At 41.3% G+C, this 21,630-nt stretch carries 12 protein-coding genes and 2 pseudogenes; 4 read left to right on the top strand and 10 right to left on the bottom strand.

Annotation, left to right across the window (positions count from 1 at the left end):
• Positions 1–5: 5 nt before the first annotated feature.
• The 7 genes and pseudogenes from AC1DIV_RS21040 to AC1DIV_RS21010 form a co-directional block, all read right to left on the bottom strand.
• Entirely contained in the window at positions 6–1,733 is a 1,728-nt protein-coding gene (locus tag AC1DIV_RS21040; RefSeq protein WP_318292625.1) for a glycine betaine ABC transporter substrate-binding protein, read from the bottom strand.
• A gap of 4 nt (positions 1,734–1,737) precedes the next feature.
• Positions 1,738–2,943 carry a quaternary amine ABC transporter ATP-binding protein gene (locus AC1DIV_RS21035; RefSeq protein ID WP_318292626.1) on the bottom strand — a complete coding sequence of 402 codons (1,206 nt, stop codon included), beginning with the start codon at positions 2,941–2,943 and terminating at the stop codon, positions 1,738–1,740.
• A gap of 987 nt (positions 2,944–3,930) precedes the next feature.
• A complete protein-coding gene (locus AC1DIV_RS21030; RefSeq protein ID WP_081088805.1) occupies positions 3,931–5,328 on the bottom strand; it encodes an amino acid permease in 1,398 nt (465 codons plus the stop codon).
• Positions 5,329–5,653: 325 nt separating this feature from the next.
• Entirely contained in the window at positions 5,654–7,171 is a 1,518-nt protein-coding gene (hutH, locus tag AC1DIV_RS21025; RefSeq protein WP_034306584.1) for a histidine ammonia-lyase, read from the bottom strand.
• A gap of 114 nt (positions 7,172–7,285) precedes the next feature.
• Positions 7,286–7,735: a hut operon transcriptional regulator HutP gene (gene hutP, locus AC1DIV_RS21020; RefSeq protein WP_054398152.1), complete on the bottom strand. Its 450-nt coding sequence runs from the start codon at positions 7,733–7,735 to the stop codon at positions 7,286–7,288.
• 235 nt (positions 7,736–7,970) lie between these two features.
• Positions 7,971–8,999 carry a FecCD family ABC transporter permease gene (locus tag AC1DIV_RS21015; protein ID WP_340878412.1) on the bottom strand — a complete coding sequence of 343 codons (1,029 nt, stop codon included), beginning with the start codon at positions 8,997–8,999 and terminating at the stop codon, positions 7,971–7,973.
• Positions 8,996–9,571: pseudogene (locus AC1DIV_RS21010) on the bottom strand (FecCD family ABC transporter permease); the annotation flags it as partial. The pseudogene AC1DIV_RS21010 and the gene AC1DIV_RS21015, both read right to left, overlap by 4 nt.
• On the opposite strand from AC1DIV_RS21010, the pseudogene AC1DIV_RS21005 reads away from it, so the two are divergent.
• Positions 9,572–10,957: pseudogene (locus AC1DIV_RS21005) on the top strand (ABC transporter ATP-binding protein); the annotation flags it as partial.
• 86 nt (positions 10,958–11,043) lie between these two features.
• On the opposite strand, the gene pbp4b reads toward AC1DIV_RS21005, so the two are convergent.
• Positions 11,044–12,417, bottom strand: coding sequence for a penicillin binding protein PBP4B (gene pbp4b, locus AC1DIV_RS21000; RefSeq protein ID WP_340878624.1), 1,374 nt, complete (start codon positions 12,415–12,417; stop codon positions 11,044–11,046).
• A gap of 674 nt (positions 12,418–13,091) precedes the next feature.
• Between pbp4b and AC1DIV_RS20995 the strand changes: the two genes are divergently transcribed.
• Genes AC1DIV_RS20995 through AC1DIV_RS20985 form a run of 3 tightly spaced genes read left to right on the top strand, consistent with a single transcriptional unit; the run spans position 13,092 to position 16,991 of the window.
• A complete protein-coding gene (locus AC1DIV_RS20995; protein WP_406594458.1) occupies positions 13,092–14,660 on the top strand; it encodes a spore germination protein in 1,569 nt (522 codons plus the stop codon).
• A 26-nt stretch (positions 14,661–14,686) separates the two neighbouring features.
• Positions 14,687–15,793 carry a spore germination protein gene (locus tag AC1DIV_RS20990; protein ID WP_340878411.1) on the top strand — a complete coding sequence of 369 codons (1,107 nt, stop codon included), beginning with the start codon at positions 14,687–14,689 and terminating at the stop codon, positions 15,791–15,793.
• Entirely contained in the window at positions 15,777–16,991 is a 1,215-nt protein-coding gene (locus AC1DIV_RS20985) for a Ger(x)C family spore germination protein (protein ID WP_477577348.1), read from the top strand. The genes AC1DIV_RS20990 and AC1DIV_RS20985 overlap by 17 nt, the downstream gene beginning before the upstream one ends.
• A 100-nt stretch (positions 16,992–17,091) precedes the next feature.
• Here the strand turns inward: AC1DIV_RS20985 and AC1DIV_RS20980 are convergent, their stop codons facing one another.
• Both AC1DIV_RS20980 and AC1DIV_RS20975 read right to left on the bottom strand, forming a co-directional pair.
• Positions 17,092–20,277 (bottom strand): biotin/lipoyl-containing protein, encoded by a 3,186-nt coding sequence (locus AC1DIV_RS20980; protein WP_477577346.1) that lies wholly within the window; start codon positions 20,275–20,277, stop codon positions 17,092–17,094.
• Positions 20,278–20,314: 37 nt separating this feature from the next.
• A complete protein-coding gene (locus tag AC1DIV_RS20975) occupies positions 20,315–21,007 on the bottom strand; it encodes a hypothetical protein (RefSeq protein WP_477577345.1) in 693 nt (230 codons plus the stop codon).
• Positions 21,008–21,630 lie beyond the last annotated feature (623 nt).

Here is a 21,630-nt window from a genome sequence, read left to right as displayed (position 1 = left end):
CTTTCTTATTTTAAGTCTTCAATCGAATCAATATCGACGTAATCAGGAACGACCAGACCATTCTTTGTTCCTTTTAAGTTTGGTCCAAGGTCAACCATTTCAGCTTTGTACTTATTATAGTATTCAAGATGTGTTCCAGGGAGCCATGCGGCCACCATGGCGTCCGCACTTCCGTTTGCAACGCCGGCAAACATTGGTCCCACTTCAACTTGACTTAATGTTACATCATAACCATTCTGCTCCAGAACCTTGCCAATCACATTTGTGCTGGCAATTTCAGTGTCCCAGGCAACATAAACCAGTTTGATTTTTTCACCATTTCCTGTTTGTGCACCTTGGGTCCATTTGGATACTTTGTCCTGATTTTCCTTTATCCATTTTTCTGCTGCTTCTGAAGGAGACATCCCTTCAGAAACTTGGACCATTACATTTTCCATATCTTTAGTATCCCAGAAGAATTGATCAAGGATTTTATAAGCGCCAGGGGCATCCTGTTCAAGTCCTTTTCTGGCAATCGAATTAATATTTTCAGCCCCGCCAAAGGATTCATTCGGGTCTTCAAGATATTTCAAGTCATATTTCGAGAACATCCAATGCGGTGACCATCCTGTAACGACGATTGGTTCTTTTTTATCGATTGCTTTTTTCAATTCAGCAACCATTGCCGCCGAAGACCCTTCAACCAACTTCCAATCATCCAGTTTATAATCATCTATAGCCGTTTTAGTCAACTTCATCAATCCTGCTCCAGGTTCAATACCGATGATTTCATAATCGGTTTTGGCAGCAAAACTATTTTTATCCCCGTTCACAGCCGTATCTTTTGTAAAAGTACCGAATAGCGCAGTACCCACAACTAGTAAGGCCAATATTGTAAAAATGATTTTCCTGCTTACGACATGCTCGTAAGCTGGTTTACGAAGGTTTTGCGTGATACGATCGAGTATGATTGCAATGATTACGATGGATAATCCTGCTTCAAATCCTTGCCCAACATTAATTTGGCTGACAGCCCGGTAGACATCCGCCCCAAGTCCGGGTGCTCCAACCAATGAAGCTGTAACTACCATGGATAGTGCCAGCATGATGCTTTGGTTAACTCCTGCCATAATTGTTGGAGTAGCCAATGGTATTTGTACCTTGAATAACTTTTGGCTGCTGGTTGAACCAAAAGCATCAGATGCTTCTATCAGATCATTAGGCACTTCCTGAATCCCAAGATTGGTCATTCGGATTGTCGGTGCAATCGCGAAAATGAATGACGCGATGATTCCAGGCACTACCCCTATTCCAAAGAATAAAATCGAAGGAATCAAATAAACGAAGGCAGGCATCGTTTGCATGAAATCCAAGATCGGGGTAACGATCTTACGTACCGTGTTATTTTGGGCACACCATATTCCGATCGGTATCCCGATCACTATCGTTAAGACTCCTGACAATATAACGATTGCCAGTGTTTGGATGCTTGATTCCCAATAACCAAGATTATCGATCAATAGTAAGCTAATTAATGTAAATAATCCTAATGGCCATCTGCTTGTATAGGTAACCAGAAGGGTCAGGACGATGATTAAAATGATCGAAGGCCCTGCACTCATTACATCGACCAGGATATCCAGTAGTCCCTCAATCACATTCGTAATAAGTGTAAATAATCCAGCAAATACAATAGTTATCCAATCCACTAAAGAATCGACCCATGCTCCTAGTGGGATTTTCGGCATATTCATTGAATTATTCACTCTCCATTTCATTCAAGGAATCTTTATTTCCAGCCAAAGCACCGATGACGGCACCGCGAAGAAGAATTCCTTTAATTCTGTTCTGATCATCAATCACTGAGATCGGCAAGCTTGAAGTCGCCATCACATCCATGAGGTTTCCAAGTAATTCATCCTCTTTTACAGTTGGGATATCAGTTGTCATCACTTCAGAAATCGATTGGTTATTACTCATTGCCTGACGTGCCTGTTCAGCAGTCACGGCCCCCAATAACTTCTGCTTCCTATCCACAACGAAAATGCTGGAATACCCTTGTTTGCGCATGATTTCCAAGGCAACCCTCGGGCCTCTGTCCACCGCAATCTTCTCTGGGCGTATCATCACATGAGACGCTGTCAATACTTTTGATAGATCAACATCTTCCACAAACTTCTCGACGAATTCATTGGCTGGATTCATCATGATTTGTTCAGGGGTACCCAATTGAATGACGCTTCCATCTTTCATAAGGGCAATTCTATCCCCGATTCTTAATGCTTCATCAAGATCATGGGTAATGAAAATGATCGTTTTTTTGTATTGATCTTGGATTTGAATCAGTTCATCCTGCATATCCTTACGAATCAATGGATCAAGGGCACTGAACGCTTCATCCATCAGTAGGATATCCGTATCACTGGCGAGTGCCCGGGCTAACCCAACCCTCTGCTGCATACCGCCGCTAAGCTGTGATGGCAGCTGATTTTCGTAGCCTTTCAATCCAACGGCCTCAAGAGCCTTCATCGCATTTTCATGACGTTTCGCAGGATCTACTTTTTGAATTTCGAGCCCGAATTCAGCGTTTTCCAATATCGTTTTATGCGGGAATAAAGCAAAGTTCTGAAATACCATGCTTATTTTCTTTTGTCTGACTTCCCTTAACCGGGCAGCATTCATCTTCACGATATCTTCGTCATCAATTAAGATTTCCCCCAAAGTGGGATCGATCAAACGATTGAACATGCGGATTAAAGTTGATTTCCCGCTTCCGGATAGGCCCATGATGACAAAAATTTCGCCGGGATAAATCTCGAAATTAACATTATTCACTCCGACCGTTTGTCCCGTTTCTTTCAAGATTTCCTTTTTCGATTTGCCTTGCTTCAATAAGTCTGTTGCTGCTTTTGGAGATTTGCCAAAAATTTTCGAGACATTTCTGACTTCTACATACGGCTTCATCAAGTCACCTCATTCTAATAGTTGCCCATATGATATTCAGTTTTGCTGAATTCCCCCGTTTTATGCGAGTGATGATTATTAATGCACAAGTATCTTGAAATAACCGAAATTCTACCCCTTCAAAAAAGCGGAAGTGACACTTATTTAGTGGCACAGGGCATACGTGTATAGAAAAATAATCTATATTTATTATTCCCAAGAAGCAATTCTTTACTTGGATTATATTTTGTGTGATAAATTGAGCATTTCAAGTAGGAAAAAAGAGGTGCAATCACAACTGAGGAAACTAGCAGGCACAACATATACCAACTGTAATATAAACGATTTCCACTTAGAGTTTTGTCCTGATGATGGACTTACGACTACCCTCTAAAGTACTTCATTTCCTTTACCAGGTGGAATGATACTTGCAGTGCAGTATAACACCAAAACGCATAGAAATATGATTATGGGATTCCCAATAGGTCTAATGAGCTTTGCAGGGAAAAGAGGTGCAATACAACTGAGGAAACTAACAGGCACAGCATATACCAACTGAAATATAATGGTTTTTTATTTTAGAGTTTTGTTCAGTCCCAACACACGGAATGAACCTGTATCCCTAAAGTACTTCATTACCTTAACAAAGAATGAATATAAGTTCAAATGATGCGGGACGGAATTCTTGCCTAAAAAGCCCATTTTCCCCATCGATTCTAAAGGTTACGGAAGACTCCAAAAACCTTGATATACCAACACTTCGGCTTCCTATAATCATAAACTCCCAACATCGGCCGCAATTTTTTTCAGTTTTTTTTAATTCTAAAATCATCCAAAAAGTGGGAAAGGTGATTTTCCGCTTAAAAATCACATGGCAAGATTGGGATTTCACACATTTTTTTATTGGTATGTTTTATGCAGCCATATTTGAAAATGTGTCACATATACAGAAAAAAAACCTTGAAACAACCATTTCATTTCAAGGTTCATGCATATCATCGATACAAACTATTTAGCATTCCTATGTTCATCAAAATCGATTTGGCATTCCTCTAGCGGAGTTACTTTCGTTTTCTTTATGAACTTATAACCAAGCCACATTACCAAAAAGAACGGGATGCCAAGATAGGCAGCGAACACACTGGCCCAGTTAATGTCATCGCCAATAAAGGCTTGATAATTTTGCGCCAATAATACGAAGAAACAAAGGGCAAAGGAAAATATCGGCCCGAAAGGAAACCATTTTGATTTATAGGGAAGATCGTCCAGTGAATGCCCTTGAGCAATATAAGCTTTTCTAAACCGGTAATGGCTTGCCGCTATACCGAGCCAAAATATAAATCCAGTGACTCCAACCGCATTCATAAGCCAAATATAAATGACTCCATCACCGAAAATGGAAGCAAAAAAGGCCAACATCCCTACAAGTGAAGTGACAACCAATCCCCAAATGGGAACGCCGCGTTTGTTAAGCTTGCCAAAAATACGCGGTGCCAGCCCTTCTTTTGCCATGGAGTACAACATTCGGCTTGTCACGTAAAGGCTCGAATTACCTGCGGATAATACGGCTGTCAAAATGATGGCATTCATCACGGAAGCAGCGAATGCCAGTCCCACTTTTTCAAACACCATCGTAAATGGGCTAACCATGATCGTGTGTCCCTGCAGACTGCCATTCGTATAAGGAACGATCAATCCGATAACCAGTATGGCCAGGATATAAAAGAGGAAGATTCTCCAAAAAATGCTGCGAACTGCACGTGGTACATTTTTTGCCGGGTCTTCACTTTCACCGGCTGCAACACCGACTATTTCTGTACCTTGAAAAGAAAATCCAGCAGCAATGAAAATACCCAATGTTGCCAAAAAACCACCGGCAAACGGAGCGTCACCTACTGTGAAGTTTTTAAAACCAATCGCCTCTCCGTTCATGATCCCGAATATCATCAATATTCCGACAACAATGAAAATGATGATGGTCGCCACTTTGATGAGGGAAAACCAATACTCCCCTTCGCCATATCCTTTAACGGATACGTAATTCAATAAGAATATCAAAACTAAAAACAAAGAACTCCATAAAAAAGACGAGCTGTCAGGAAACCAAAACTTCATAACCATCGTTGCGGCAGATAGTTCCGCGGCAAGAGTCATTGCCCATGTGAACCAATAGTTCCAACCAAGCGCAAACCCTAATGCCGGGTCGATGAAACGTGTAGCATAGGTACTGAAAGCGCCGCTGACCGGCATAAATGATGCCAGTTCTCCAAGGCTTGTCATAATGAAATAAACCATTATGCCTATTACGGTATAAGCGACCAAAGCACCGCCAGGCCCCGCAGAGTGAATGGCTGGCCCGCTTCCGAGAAACAGCCCTGTTCCAATTGCACCGCCCAGCGAAATCATCGTAAGGTGGCGTGCTTTTAGCTTCCTTTGTAAAGTATTTGAAGGCTGGTTTTTTTCATTTATGACAGGTGGTTGCAATTGCCGATTTTCCAAATTAGATTCCCCTCCAAAAATGCATATTTAAGCTAGCACGAATAGGTAAAGTCGATCATTCCATCAATAGTAATTTCCTGCATATATTACTATTTCAAGGTCATTTTCTCTAATGCTTAGACCTTTTTTGGATTTCTGGGATCTATGTAGCATTTACATAAAGATGTTAGGCTTAAAACCCAAGTCATAGGGCTATAAGCCTAACGTTCATTCGGGTATTCCGAGCTTCATATTAAGTTGTAGGTAAACTCCTATGAATAAATGAATTCCAGTCAATTTGCAGTAACCAGCTTGCCGTTGCTTCAATATCCTTTGAAAAGATACGATCTTGTGTAATGCTTGGAATGAGCTTTCTTGCTTCCGTATAAAACTCTTTTGTAAACGGGGCCATCTTCTCTATTCCACGGTATTCAACCGCTTGTAAGGCACAAATGAGCTCAATCGCCAAAACACGGCGAACATTTTGAATGATTTGATGTGCGTGCCGTGACCCAATCGTTCCCATACTTACATGGTCTTCCTGGTTCGCTGAAGATGGAATGGAATCAACACTTGCAGGATGTGCGAGTGTTTTATTCTCAGAGACTAGGGAAGCTGCACAATATTGCATGATCATCGCTCCAGACTGCAAGCCAGGTGACGGACTCAAGAATGGCGGTAAATCATTCAGCTGAGGATTGACGAGTCGCTCAATCCGGCGCTCTGAAATATTCGCAAGCTCGGCAACAGCGATTTTCATGAAGTCCATCGCAAATGCAATCGGCTGGCCATGGAAGTTCCCCCCTGAAATAACCTTTTCCCCATCGTCAAAAATAAGCGGATTATCCGTCGCGGCATTCATTTCAATTTCCAATTTTTCTTTTACATAATCAAGAGTTTGCCATGACGCCCCATGCACTTGCGGGATGCAGCGGAGGGAATAAGCATCCTGAACCCGCAATTCTCCTTGCTTGGTGATGAGCTGGCTGCCGCTGATCATGCGGCTAATCCGTTCAGCGACCTCTGTTTGCTGGCGGTAACCGCGTGCTAGATGAACATCCGGATCAAAGGCATCTTCAATGCCGCGTAATCCCTCTAAAGTCAGTGAAGCAATCGCTTCAGTTTGATGGGCCAGCTGTTCGGCTTCAATATAATTTACGAGGCCCATCCCCGTCATGGCCTGTGTTCCGTTAATTAACGCAAGACCTTCTTTTGCTTTAAGTGTCACTGGAAGAATGCCTTCTTTCGATAAAGCTGCGATGGCCTCCATTCGCTCTCCTTTATAAAACACTTCCCCTTCTCCCATCAATACTAGCGCCAAATGCGAAAGCGGCGCCAGGTCCCCGCTTGCCCCAAGAGAACCTTGCTGAGGGATGACCGGGTGGATATGAGCATTCAAAAGATCGATCAAACGTTCAATGACGATAGGACGGACGCCGGAAAACCCTTTTAATAGCGCGTTGGCACGGAGAAGGACCATAGCTCTCGAAACCACCTCTGGAAATGGTTCCCCGACTCCGCACGCATGGGAATGAATTAAATTCCACTGTAGCTGCTCTGCGTCCTCTGCATCAATCAAAACATCGCTGAACTTTCCAAAGCCTGTTGTGATGCCATAGACGACTTTCTTTTGTTTCACGATATTTTCAACCGCTTCGCGGCTTTTTTCCACTTTCTTAACACTCTCGGCTGAAGCAGAGACAAATGCTTCTCCATACAATACTTTTTTCGCTTCTTCAATCGTTAAAGTTTGACCCGTTAACATAATCATTTCCTGCACCCCTATTCTTTTTTAAAACACACAAAAGGAGGCCATATTGACAGACTTATCCAGTCTATCAATACAGCCCCCTATTTCACTAAATAACTATAGGCTTTTAATTATTTAAATGTGGTTAATTCCCAAGCCGACGGCTTCATGTTCAAATCCCCGAACCGGTGCTCCAATCGTTCCATACACGGCGACAGCAATCCATTCACCTTCGGCCCCGTTTTTAAACGGCCTGCCCCGAACGATTGCAAACCGAAGGCCCGCAGTCCTCAAAAGACCGCCAAGCTCGACTTGGCCGCGTGTCACTCCTTGGAGTGCTTCGATGATCGCATGATACAGCGCATGCATTTCACGATACATATCGGGATTGACCAATCCAAGTCTTTTCGCTGATGTCTCAATGGCCGCAACTATTTTCTGCAGCTCCATTGAACCGACTTTACCTTTTCCATAAAGCCAATCCATCCGCTTAAGTTCATTCGTCAATATGACTTCTTCCTCTTCGTCCGCAAACGCGTACATGATTGCATGGCGCCCAATTCTTCTGTCGAATTCCTTTGTCATGCAGGTACCTCTTTTACAATTTTCTAAATACACTAATAACTAAATATCATTGTAAGCGGATACAAGCTGTTCGGTCAATATATTTTTTAAAATAGTTCTTTTAGGGGATGATTCATCACTCCCGAAAGCAGCCGTACAGCCATCATCTATATCCTTTCTAAGGAACAACCATTCCTGCAAAAAAGCCCATCTTCACTAGCGTCCTGGAAAATGGGCTTTTTTCTGAAAACTATAATTAAATGTTTTTCACGAGTAAGTAGATAAAATACGGCGCTCCTAAAATCGAAACGATAATCCCCACCGGCAATTCCATCGGTGCCATGATGACTCTTCCTAATGTATCGGCAGATAACAGCAATAAGGAACCTAAGATTGCAGTCAGTGGCAGTAGTTTTGCATGTCTCGCCCCAACTAATCTCCTGGCTATATGCGGGGCGATCAGGCCTAAGAACGTAATGCCTCCGCCCACCGAAACGCATACACCTGCCAATGCGACTGAAATCAGCAATAAAAGCCTGCGTTCCTTTTCTATCTGTACACCAACTCCAATGGCAATCGGGTCACCCAAGCGCAAAACATCCAATACTTTGGATTTATAAATCGCTAGAGGAATCAATACGACCAACCACGGCAATAACGCCCATACAAAGGTCCAATTCGTCCCCCAGATCGTCCCGGATAACCAGATTAATGCCTTCATGAAATTGTTCGGTTCCATTTTCATCTGGAAGATGACCAGACCTGCACCGAAAGCTGCATTAATTCCTATGCCTACCAATAATAGTCTCGCAGGCGTCACCTGCCCTTTTTTCCAAGATAGTGCATAAATTAAAAAAGCGGCAAGGAATGAACCCACTAAAGCAGTGAAAGGCATGATGAATACCGATGACCATCCATTGAAAAATGCAGTGCCTTGGAAGAAGAACATATATAGTACAACTGTGAACCCTGCTCCTGCATTGATGCCAAGGATCCCAGGGTCAGCTAGGGGATTTTGAGAGATGCCTTGCAAAATGGCCCCTGAAATGGCGATTCCCATACCAACGAGAATAGCTAAAACGATTCGTGGTAAACGAAATTCCAACATCGTCAATTCGTTTTGAGCAGTGCCATTTCCCGATAATGTGCTTATGACGTCAATCAACGGAATCTTAATGTAGCCTGCATTAATACTAATGAAAAAGACTATGACGGTTAAAACGCTAGTTAATAAAAGCAGCTTCTTGAACATTCCCTCTTTTGGGTCTGAATGCTTGGGCATCATAATCCCCTCCCTTCCTTACGTGCTAAATAAAGGAAAAAGGGGACGCCGATAACGGCCGTTATCGCTCCAACAGGCGTCTCGAACGGGGCATTCACCATCCGCCCGACGATATCGGCCACAATCAATAGAACGCCACCCAATATTGCAGAACATGGAATGATCAGTCGATAATCATTCCCTACCAAAAACCTTGTAATGTGGGGGATGACCAAACCTATGAATCCTATCATTCCCGCTATCGATACTGCAGCCCCCGTCAGCAACAACACTACAATCGTTCCTATCAGTTTCACTATGCCTGTATTTTGTCCAAGACCTTTTGCCACTTCTTCACCTAGGCTGAGAATGGAAATAGAACGGGAAAGCGCTAAAGCTAACAATAGTCCAGCCAATATAAATGGAAGCGTAAATAGAATATGCTGCGGCTGCACACTTGAAACTCCCCCAGCAAACCAATAGCTTATATCCTTTGAAATATTGAATTTAATCCCTACTGCCGTAGATAGTGAGCTAAGCAAGGATGTAATGGCCGAGCCGGCCAAAGCAAGCTTTACAGGTGTAACGCCACCTCTACAGGGCATTTAGTATCCAAGATGACGAATGATTTAATGGACATCGGGGAAATCGCACACCATGGTCCAGAGGATTTATTCATAGCGTTCATGACCATTTTTGGCGCCTTCTTCGTCATGTTCCAAATTAATTGGCAATTAGCCATTATCGTATTTACGGTTGTTCCCTTTTTAATAGTCTTATCCGTTTATTTCAGCCGTAAAATGACAAGGGCGTTCAAAAGGATGTTTGGTGATATCGCGAACTATAATGCCCGGATCGAAAACAATATTAGCGGCATCCGTGTTGTCCAATCCTTTACTAAAGAGGCTCATGAAATCCAGCTATTCAATCGCAGCAACTCAGAATTCCGCCTGACAAAGCTCATGGCTTATAAAATCATGGCGTGGAGTACGTCGATGAATTTCATTCTCATGAAATTGGTCGCCTTAACCGTGCTGGGCTGCGGGGCTTGGTATGTCATCCATGGAAAAATGACCTATGGGGAATTCGTGGCATTCATCATGCTTTCCAATATTTTCATAGCACCCATCAAACAAATCAGCTCGATTCTGGAAACCTTGCCGAAGGGTTATGCAGGGTTTAAAAGATACCTGGAATTGGTTGATATGTTCCCGGATATCCATGATGTCAAGGACGCAATCAAAGTTGATTCCGTAAAAGGTGATGTCGTTTTCGAGAATGTTTCTTTTGGCTATGAAGCGGACAGAACGATCCTAAAAGATATCTCATTTTCAGTAACGGCAGGTAACACGATAGCATTGGTAGGTGCTTCAGGTGGTGGTAAAACAACATTATGCAGCCTGCTGCCCCGCTTCTACGATATCCAGTCAGGCAGTATTAAAATTGATGGCATTGATATCAGGGACTACAAATTGACTTCATTAAGAAAACATATCGGGATCGTACAACAAGATGTGTTTTTATTTGATGGAACGATTCGGGATAACATCATGTACGGCAATACCGAGGCAACCGAAGCCCAATTGTACCAAGCCATTGAAGATGCTCAATTAAATGACTTGATCGAACAATTGCCCGAAGGCTTGGAAACGTTGATTGGAGAACGTGGAGTGAAATTATCGGGAGGGCAAAAGCAGCGTGTCTCGATCGCTCGTATATTCCTGAAGAACCCGCCGATATTAATCCTTGATGAAGCCACTTCAGCTCTGGACACCGAGACCGAAAAAGCCGTGCAGAAAGCATTGGAGCGACTCTCGATAAATCTGACTACACTTGTCATTGCACATAGATTAGCGACAATTAAACATGCCGATCGCATCATCGTTGTACAAAATGGGGAAATCATCGAACAAGGTGCACATGATAATTTGCTCCATCAAGACGGCGCATATAAAAACCTGATTCTTGCCCAAACTGTATAGAATAAAGCTTCCAGACATTCTGATAGAACAAGAAAAAAGGCCTCCCGACATTAATGGGAGGCCTTAGATTTTATGGAGATATCCATTTATTCATTCGTTTCCAATGCTTCATAAATCGCAGTTACAACACTTCCATAGCTTCCTGTTTTGAAGAGGTCGCCAAAAAACTGATTGGAATTGGCTACAGGATTGACGAGCGGAGAGTGCTTTTTATTAGTAAGTAAAACGATCCCTAAATCTATTTCCGGATCAATGATCGTGACCGTCCCGGTCCATCCAGTATGACCGTAGGCACTGTGGCTTGCATGAGGACTGAACATCCACTCCATGCTAGCATCGCCATTCCGTCTCCACCCAAGACCATATGTAGGATTCATCTCGGAAGGTGCGACGAATTCATCGATTGTTTTTTGATCAAACAACGTATGTTTACCGTATCCCCCGCCATTCAGCATCACCTGCAGAAGGACGGCCATATCTTTCGTATTGGAGAAAAGGCCGGCATGCCCTGAAACGCCCCCCATCGAATAAAAGGCTTTTTCATCATGCACTTCCCCTTGAAGTGTGTATGTGCGAATGTTAGGGAAATCTATCACGCCATCCCGGGTGTTGCCAAGCAATTCGGTTGCGGCAAAATCCTTTGGCTTAAAGCCCTTTCGCAGAGGATTGAACTTAGTATTTTTCAACCCAAGCGGCTTGTACAATTCATTTTCAACATAGACATCAAGCTGCTGACCCGTTATTTCTTCAACAATGGCACCAAGCAGCATATAATCGACATCACTGTAGACATTCTGTGTTCCAGGTACATATGTCAGCGGTGTCTTGGAAATGAACTCGATGGTTTTATCCCGCTCCTGGGAATAAAGTTCTTTCGAAACCTTTGGATTATGGTATTGCGGATCGGGTCTAAACCCTGCAGTATGATGCAGAACATCAATAACCCTCAGATTGTCCTTTCCTTTGATCACATCCTCCTCCGTGTCTTTGAATTCAGGAATGTATTGCTGCACTCTTGCCTGGGTATCCAGCTTGCCTTCGCTGACTAATTTCTGAATGGCAAAATTGGTTGCATACATCTTCGTGTTTGAAGCAAGGTCAAATAACGTGTCATTTTCCATTTTTCGGAACTTCTTAAGAGGTGTATGTTCATTAAACTTCTGTTTGTACCCGTAGCTTTCATTTTTAACGATCTTTCCGTCCTTTATGACAATCAAGGCAGCACCGGGGAAACCGGCCGTCACTTCCATTTCAATGAGCTGATCCACTTTTTCCAGCTTTTCAGACGAAAATCCCGCTTCTTCCGGTTTATTTACTTTCTTTAATATTGAATACTGACTGGCAGTCTCCTTACTCACAGCGGCTTCATGATTTGAGTTTTCATTAGCAAAAGACACGGAAGGTGCTAATAAGGAAAGTGCCAGAATTGAACTCAGTGTGCAGCTTGTCCATATATTCATCATTTTCCACTCCTTTGAAATCACTTTAAAAAATAAAGAAAAACTTAACCGAAAGATAATATTCTCATTCATTCCGTCCTTTTTTCACCAGGCTTTACAATTCGATAATATGTTCCGGGTTGCGATTCGGATCTCTTATTCTAAGTTGATTAATGCGAATATTTCCCAAAATCGGATAATATTTACAAATAATTCTCAATTTTCAGTATATGTTATTTCGAACATCATTTCAATTTGATCTTGATATTTTTAAAATTATATTTCAAATCTTGATCATAAGTCATCCCCCATTCAAAGAAGTAAAGCCTATGTTCATAAAAGCTCACTATAATCAATGAGCCATTCGAATAAGTCCCAGACATCGATTTCTCCTCTACTAGATTAAAATCACTTTTTCCACAAGGTAAATGTGAAGTATAAATTGATGCAAAATTCGGCTAATGGCTTTTAAGTTCATTGCATAATAAACACAGAAGATATTAATACTATTTGAGAAATAAAGGAATTTCAGCTGCTATCTGAGACAAGTATAGGGTGATGAAAATGTGGAAAACGATTGTTTCCTACCTTCCAGAATGGCAGGTTTTTATACAAGCTTTCATTGTGTTTGTTATTCCGTATCTAATCAGCAAATTGTTTAATTTGCTTCGCACCTCAAAGGATGAGTGATGATGATGAAAGAGTGGCTATCAAAGATTGGTAATAAAGGAAAAGGTACCGATAAAGACAAAGAACAAGCAAATACCTCACAAGATACACCGTGTCAGTTTACCGATAATCTTCCTTTCAATCTTGAATGTATCAAGCAAGAAATTGGCCATAATTGGGATGTCCATTTTCGGGAATTTAATCTAGGGCGAACCGGTATACGGTCAGTTATCATTTTTGTGGATGGACTATCGGATAAAGATCTCATTGATCAGCATATCATGCCATCATTGATGGTTGATTTTTCAGCAGAATATAAACAGAACCTTCCCTACCTCAAGGGAAGCATTTCAAAAGAATTCATAAAAAATGAAGTGTTATCCATTAGTGAAATAGAAGCTGTCCGTTCCATTAAAGAGTTAGCATCTAAAGTGCTAACAGGTTCTGCCGCCCTTTTAATTGATGGATCATTGGATGCGCTGATCCTAGGAACTGCAAAACATAAAACAAGGGCGATCGAGGAACCGGTATCAGAGGCATTAGTCAGAGGTCCACGGGTCGGTTTCACTGAATCATTGAGTGATAATACATCCTTTTTAAGGTGCAGTGGTGAAATTGAGAATTTATCGTTAGTAAAATTCCAAGTAGGAAAGCGTTCAAAAAAAGATTTGGTTGTCGCTTACATAAAAGATATTGTTGATCCCGAATTGGTGCAAGAGGTGGAAAATCGAATTAAGAAAATTGATATCGATAGTGTGCCGGAATCAGGTTATGTAGAGCAACTTATCGAAGATAATTACCTTAGTCCTTTTCCGCAGGTACAGAATACAGAGCGTCCTGATCGGGTGATCGCTGCTTTGATGGAAGGTCGAGTGGCCATCTTGTTAGATGGGACGCCATTCGCTTTGATCGTTCCGGTTACATTGAGCATGATGTTGCAATCACCGGAAGATTATTATGAAAGGTGGATTCCTGGCACATTCATTCGTATGCTTCGTTACCTCGCAGCTATTCTGGCTCTTTTTACACCGTCTTTGTATATAGCTTTCATCTCATTTCATTCAGGGTTGATTCCGACCAAACTGGCCATCTCCATTATCGGAACCAGGTCCGGGGTTCCGTTTCCGGCACTTATCGAAGCATTATTCATGGAAATAGCCATCGAAATTTTGAGGGAAGCAGGACTGCGATTGCCTAAGCCAATCGGTCCCGCAATGGGAATTGTCGGCGGTTTAATCATTGGGGAAGCTGCTGTGCAGGCAGGGATCGTTAGCCCTGTTTTGGTCATTGTAGTAGCCTTAACCGCCATTTCATCATTTTCCATTCCGCACTATAGTATTGGGATTACATTACGGATTCTGCGTTTTCCAGCTATGATTTGTGCTGCTACATTTGGATTATACGGGGTCATTCTCTTTTTTCTTTTAATGGTCAGTCATTTAGTGAAATTAAAAAGCTTTGGTGTGCCTTACTTGAGTCCAGCCGTTCCTTATCGCTTAAGTGAGTGGAAAGACCTGATAGTGCGAATGCCACTTATGATGATGAAACGCCGTCCAAAGATGTTGCATACAAAAAACCCCATACGTAAAGGATAACCTATCGGTGAAAGGGTGGTTAAAGAATGATTCTCAGCCCGAAAGACAAAATTACAACTCCACAAGCAGCTGTCATTGTCATCAACTTCATACTCGGCACAGGATTACTCACCCTACCCAGATCATCTACGGAGAAGGTACAAACACCAGATGCATGGATAAGCGTTATTTTAGGCGGAGTTATCACTATAACCGCGGGACTGATCATGGTCAAATTAAGCCAACAGTTTCCCGAAAAGACCTTCTATCAATACATCAATGAAATTGTAGGAAAATGGCTGGGCGGGTTACTAAGTTTAGTTGTAATATGTTATTTTCTTACCACTTCCAGTTTTCAGCTCCGCGCAATGGCGGAAGTAATAAGGTATTTACTTCTGGAAGGTACGCCTACTTGGGCAATTATTATGATTTTCATGTGGGTAAGTCTTTATCTTATCATCGGCGGCATTAACCCGATTGCCCGTCTTTTTGAAATTATTTTACCTTTGACAGTTATCCTTTTTTTGGTTGTTACCTTCATGAGCTTTAAAATATTCGAGATCGATAATCTGCGTCCGGTATTAGGAGAAGGAATAGTCCCTGTACTAAAAGGAGTAAAAACAACGGCTCTCGCTTTTTCAGGGCCTGAAATCATGCTACTGCTTATTCCATTTATGAATTCACCAAAAAAAGCAGGAAAAGCCCTGCTTGTTGGAGTATCCATTCCATTGATTTTTTACGTGATAACGGTCGTAATGGTTATCGGGGCATTATCTGTTGATGGAGTGGTCATGAGAACATGGCCGACACTTGATCTTATCCGAAGTTTTGAAGTCGCCGGGTTGATCTTTGAACGGTTTGAATCTTTATTGCTCGTTGTCTGGATCATGCAAATATTCGCCACATTTACGATCACATTTTTTGCAGCCTCTTTAGGGCTAGCTCAAATTACGAAAAAAAGCATTCACCCATTCATGTTTGGTTTGCTTCCGATTCTCTACATCCTTGCCATGATTCCGAAAAATATCAATGACCTATTTAAGCAAGGAGATTTCGTCGGCAATATCGCCATGTTTTTATTTGGTTTACTCCCCCTTCTACTGCTTATCATCTCAAGAATAAAGGGAGGGAAAAAATATGAAACAATCACATAGCAATACACGCCCCCTCTTCATTTCCCTCTCCATTCTTTTGTTCTTATCCCTTACAGGATGCTGGAGCAGTCATGAAATTGAAGAGCAAAGTTTAGGTATAGGTTTGGCATTCGATAAGGCCAAGCAGTCCACCATCGAGAAAAAGTTAAACGAACAAGGGGGGGGTTATTCAAAAAGGAACCTGATTACTGCAACCTATCAATTTATCACTCCACAGGTAGCGAGTTCGACAACGAAACAATCCGGACCACAACAAAAATCTTATGTTAATGTTTCTGAAACTGGAGACTCCATGCATCAAATGGTTCGTGAATTATCACTGAGAAGTGAACAACCCGTAACCGCGCACCATATGAAAGTGGTTGTTATCGGTGAAAACCTTGCAAGATCGTATAAGTTGGAACAATTACTTGATCAAAATCTACGGGAAAGTGAGCTTAGACCAAGCTGCCTTGTGCTCATCAGTAAAGGAAGAGCAAGCAAAACACTGGAAACAAAGAAGGCAGGAGAAATTCCAGCGTTCCGTCTCGCTGGCATTGTAGAAAATGAATATCGAACAACGAGGATTTTGCCCCCCATGTCACATATTAAAGTAGAAAGCAAGATCAAATCAGGGTCTAGTTTTCTGATGCAAAAAGTTCTATCAGCAGATGGGCAAGTCAAATTTGCAGGGGCTGCCGTAATCAATGGAAAGACGCACAAAATGACTGGCACTTTAAATGAAGAGGAACTGGAGGGCGTAACATGGATAACAGGTAAGGGAAAAGGCGGTGTAGTGAAAAGCTTTGATAAAGAAACCGGTGAGCCGATTGTATATGAAATAGAGACCATGAAAAGCAGTATCATACCACGTGTTAAAGGAGACAGCATCTCTTTTGATGTAAACATTGAATCAGTGGGGAGACTATCTGAAAACTGGGTAGTTTCAGGAGATACTTTTAAAAATGAATTTCTAAAAAAAGCAGAAAAATCATCTGAAAAAGAAGTGAAACGCTTGGTGGGGAATGTATTGGAAAAAATTCAAAAAGAATACAAAACGGACGTTGCCGGCTTCGGAAATCGATTGAGAATTGAGCACCCCAAAGTATGGAATAAGGTCAAAAAGGATTGGGACCAAACATTTAGTGAAACTCCGATCAACTACGATGTAAAATTAACTCTTAATGATTATGGAACAACAGGAGGATCAAAGAAGTGAATCCACAGGTTGAACACCTAGCTGTGAATAACGATGAGCATGAAAAGGCCTCCCACAGTATACTGTGAGAGACCTTTTCAAAAATTTTTTTATCGAAAGATCAGCTTAATTCCACTTTAGTAATTTCACTTAAATAATCCCCACTTATAATCGAGCCTTCATCTGCAACAACATATTCAATGACAGTCGGGCTTATGGTCCGAATATAAACAAAAGCTGAATCATCTACATTCTCAATCCGAAGCTTTTTCCTCTGTGCCTGCTTAATATCAAGCTGGTTGGTACTAGCTTCCGGCAGGCTTGTGTAATAAATTTCAAAATCTTCTTCTGATGCATCAATGAAAAGATGCCATTTGTTATACTCTTCTTCTTGATCAATCATTGTTTTTAATTTCCCTTTTCTCCCGATGCCAAGAAAATACTTGAACTTTGATTCCCCATTCACCATATCGCGGTCAATAACTTTTATACTTCCGCCTTTTCTGCTTTGTACAAGCCCAAAGGCAACGCCTGTTTTTCCTGTAGGGGCTGTTATTATATCCCGGTTAACCACTCTGTTTCTCTCTTCTTGCTTTAAATAAGCTCCTTCTGTCCCCAGTGGCGGGAGAATCTCAAAAAGGGCACCAGACACTTCTCCCCAGTTTTGAGTGTTCTGCACTTCCCTTTCAATCCATTTATTAAATAGATTCATGACGACCGGGGATTTACTTGAATTACCAGCAAGCAGTATATTCACTTTATTAATTTTGCTGTGTTCTGACCGGGCAAAAGCGCGCCGTAGAGACTCAAAGAAATTTTTAATGCCTTTGTCGATTCTTTCCTCAATCAACTGTTCCATTTCATCTTGATCGATCAATAGTTCCACATTGAGTTTTGCGCGGCCGGCTTTGTCAAACAAATCTGCCCGGATCATGCCTTTTCCAAACTGTTCTTCATACCGTTCATGTCTTTCCCAAAGCGGCCTTAGTTTTTCCACCAATTGTTTCGTATTTAAATAGGCTTCTTGTGACTCATTAATCAATGTTTCACTTCCGGGAAATTTCACACATTCCGCTGGGAGGGTAAAAGGAATGTTTAACTCACGCATTGTTCTTTGGTTGTTTTTAAACACTTGGAACGCCAAAAGCTCCAGCATGTTCTCACCGCCTAAATACCGGTCCCCGCCTGCTGCAAAATGCTCAATGACATAATCATATCTGCTTTCTTTCAAGCCCGCTTCACGCCAAATCCCAAAATCAAAATCTGTCGTTCCTCCACCAAAATCAAACACACCATAGTACGTTTTTTCATCTTCTCCCGGTTCAAACCCGTATTCCTGTAACGCACAAACGGCATAGGCTGCAGGTTCACTCGCCCCAGCAGTGACACGAAACTTTTTCATTAATTCTCCATCCTGCTGAATCGGCATGGGAAGCGTCTTTTTTAACCCGCGTTCAAAACATTTTAGAATTTTTTCCCTTACCTCTTTTTCATACGTCACCGGGAAAGATAAGGTGTAATCGAGGTAAATCCCATTGTTCTGGTTATTGATATACAAACCGAGGTAGTAGGCGTATAACTCGATTGGGTTGATTTCCTGATCGGTTAAGTCCAAAAAGGAACGCAGCACAACGGCATAGCCTCTCTTGTCTTTTAATCGGAGTTCGTTATTCTTTTCTCCAGCCCACTGCTTTAGATTATTCAATATGGAATAATAATGGTCACTCTTTCCATTCATCAAGTTGTTAAGTGCATTGTGGGAAACCGTCACATCCTGCCACCTTGTATCTGGTCTTCCTTCTTTTTCTTGATATAGCTCCAGGAAATGTTCTAAATCAATAAATTCTATCACGGTTGGATTTTCATAATGCCAGTCTTGTACTTCCGTGTTTAGGTAGCCAACCCCAATACGCATGGGAAGAGTAACATCACTTTCTTCTTGATGAACGACAACTGTACTTTTCGTTCCAAAATCAATGCCGACTATGCCGTCCTCCCTAATATCCATTTTAGGGTTTCTGGCCATTATTTCTTCGTTCAGTTTTATCGTTAAAGGTTTTTCATCAGAGGTGACAGGCCATAAATCCCAATGTCCCCGGTTTGGATCTGTTAACATCTTTTCATCATATGTATCAATATCAGCTCTTACTTTTTCAGAGTTTAAAAGCTTCTCATAAAACGTGTTGGAATCGATAGCGATCGATGGCAATTCTTTAAGAAAACTTTCATGATCTAATTCCTTTAATTGATACAATTCCAGCAAATAATCATACTCCTTCTGGCGTTCTGCGCTTAATCCGCTTGGAACTAACCGGTTTTCCAGCCAAAGATGGAGAGCCTTTCGGTCATTGATTTCAAAAGCATTTTCCCCATTTAAACGGAAGAGGGGAACGAAAAATCCTTTTCCCAGCAAATTGTTTTTTTGATTTACTACATCGTAGCTTTGAATGTCGTACCCGTTGGATTTAAACGCTATCGATTTAGAAGAGTTAGCCGTTTGATTGGCAAATATCCTTGAAATGGAAGGATTTTTACTCGCGGAATAATCGTCTAAAGTTAGTATTCTCTTATATACAGGGTGATCGGTTGTATTGAAACTTTTCGCAGCCTCTTCCCGTGTCATGGCATCACCTTTAAAACCTGAAACGTCCAGATGTTTTTTGTAGTCAAAATCCTCGTCCATTAATTCATAGTATTTTCTATAAGGAAATACCGCTGCGATATTGTGATCATATATCATATTCCCATTATTCATGTAAACCCATCTGGAATGGAGCATTTTTTTAATGTCTTGAAAGAAGCTCGCTTCATCCTTGAAGAAGGTTTCTTCTGCACTTTGATATAAATGGCTGATTAACGATCTCACTTCTTTATAAGTCATTGAAATGGCAGAGACCGGAACAGTTTGGGAATCAGGTGAGAGTAGAACCTGCTCTTCGTTCTTATTCATTAAGTATATGGAACTGTCTATGTTATTTTTTTCAGCTAAGCTTGTTACGCTCTCAATCGGCTCTTTATCTTCCATCGTTTCTTGTTTTTCAACTTCTTTTAATAATTCTTCAGAAATTGCATCACCAGAATCCAAATAACATATCAGGTCACCAATCTTGACTATAGTGTCCTCCGCTACGTTCAATTCTTTAAGGGTACCTTCTTTTTCTGAAAAGAGGTCAAATTCGATGCCCTCACAGCTGAATTTGGCTAAGCTTTCGCCCACCGTAATATAATCGCCTGGCTGTTTATACCATTGCACAAGAAGGATTTTTTCAATGCCTTCTTCAATCTCTGGGATAATAATCGATGTCATTGTATTTCTCCTTTACTATCATTCTCTTTTTCGCCTGCTAGATTCTCACAACGGATTTTTTAATGGTTTTACCATTAATGCTTATATATCCTGGCAGCAGGACGTCCATGATGTTCCCGGATATTTTGCTATTGAGGGCCCTTATGTACAAGTCCTCTCTGAAGACCTCATTCATTTTCACTTCCTGTATTTTATATAAAGGGGTATCGTATGTTTTACTGTACTCTTGAAAGAAAAACAGAAAAAGAGCGAGCAAAGTCTCTCTTTCCTGCTCCCGTCCTTCCATAATCTCGTTTTTGATAAAATCCCACAAAGATGAAATGTTTTCATATTGCACCCCACAGACTATAAATTCCTGCACGGAACCGCCCTTGAAGATTCCTTTCAAGGAACTTTTAGTGGTTTCGGATAATTGTTGAACAGCTTCGTAAAGTTTTTCTGCTTCCCGATAGTCCGCTCTTCTCTTTTGCAATTCATTGTAATAGGATTCCATTTTCTCATTCAGATGGTGGATCATTTTTTGGTACTCACTAATTTCTGTTTTTTTCGAGGCAAGCTCTTGTTGAAGTTTTGCTATTTCATTTTCTTTTTCTTTCAGCAGCTCCTTATGCTCCCCCAATTGACTAAACGAGCCCGCTTCTGCTATTGCTTGTATCTTTTCAATGACTCTTTCGTCTTGAAGGGAAACCATTAATGCCTCAATAAAACCATCATCCCGTTCTTTATTCATCTTTACACTCCTTTCAAAAGTGTTAACCAACCATACTCGCTCTGTATATGTATGAAAAGGTTTGCCCTTTTTTGCCATAGAAAAATCCCCTCCCAGATAGACTGTTAGGAGAATACAAACATAACTTATATTCCAGGATATCAGTAGTGAGATTACTTATTTCTTATCAAAAATACGTATATAACGTATTAAAGATGTATGAATAATATGATGCCTACTTTCACTTTTCACGATAAAATACTCACAGTGTTCCATCCTTTTCAAGACTTCTTGTAAAACATCCTCTTTTTTACTGCTCAATCCTTTTTTTATTTTCTCCCACTTAACATCAGCGTCAAGAGTATAACAAACATAGAATTCCTTTAACAGGTTAATCTTCCCCTTAAATGCTTAGTTTCTTTAACTGTTTTTATTGTTTATATCTAATCCGAATTCATATTTTTCCTCAATCCGATATACTACCTTATGAGTACCACTTAATAATATTCGGTATGATCATATTGTTTAAGTGGGTTGAAATAACTAGGGTAAACCTCCGGATTACTTGATAAGAAAAGGCCTCCCCTCAGTAAACTGCGGGAGGCCTTCAACTTTAAAGATATTCACTTGCTAGGTGAGCACCG

This window comes from Peribacillus sp. 05N428, from assembly GCF_056397085.1.
This window is presented reverse-complemented; position numbering and strand designations above follow the sequence as displayed.

Bases quoted from the DNA above. Each gene is read 5' to 3' on its own strand.
- AC1DIV_RS20975 (WP_477577345.1), bottom strand. From the start codon at position 21,007: ATGAATAAAGAACGGGATGATGGTTTTATTGAGGCATTAATGGTTTCC.
- hutH (WP_034306584.1), bottom strand. From the start codon at position 7,171: ATGATTATGTTAACGGGTCAAACTTTAACGATTGAAGAAGCGAAAAAA.
- AC1DIV_RS21035 (WP_318292626.1), bottom strand. From the start codon at position 2,943: ATGAAGCCGTATGTAGAAGTCAGAAATGTCTCGAAAATTTTTGGCAAA.
- pbp4b (WP_340878624.1), bottom strand. From the start codon at position 12,417: ATGAATATATGGACAAGCTGCACACTGAGTTCAATTCTGGCACTTTCC.
- AC1DIV_RS20985 (WP_477577348.1), top strand. From the start codon at position 15,777: ATGAAACAATCACATAGCAATACACGCCCCCTCTTCATTTCCCTCTCC.
- AC1DIV_RS20995 (WP_406594458.1), top strand. From the start codon at position 13,092: ATGAAAGAGTGGCTATCAAAGATTGGTAATAAAGGAAAAGGTACCGAT.
- AC1DIV_RS20990 (WP_340878411.1), top strand. From the start codon at position 14,687: ATGATTCTCAGCCCGAAAGACAAAATTACAACTCCACAAGCAGCTGTC.
- AC1DIV_RS21015 (WP_340878412.1), bottom strand. From the start codon at position 8,999: ATGATGCCCAAGCATTCAGACCCAAAAGAGGGAATGTTCAAGAAGCTG.
- AC1DIV_RS21040 (WP_318292625.1), bottom strand. From the start codon at position 1,733: ATGAATATGCCGAAAATCCCACTAGGAGCATGGGTCGATTCTTTAGTG.
- hutP (WP_054398152.1), bottom strand. From the start codon at position 7,735: ATGACAAAGGAATTCGACAGAAGAATTGGGCGCCATGCAATCATGTAC.
- AC1DIV_RS21030 (WP_081088805.1), bottom strand. From the start codon at position 5,328: ATGATTTCGCTGGGCGGTGCAATTGGAACAGGGCTGTTTCTCGGAAGC.
- AC1DIV_RS20980 (WP_477577346.1), bottom strand. From the start codon at position 20,277: ATGACATCGATTATTATCCCAGAGATTGAAGAAGGCATTGAAAAAATC.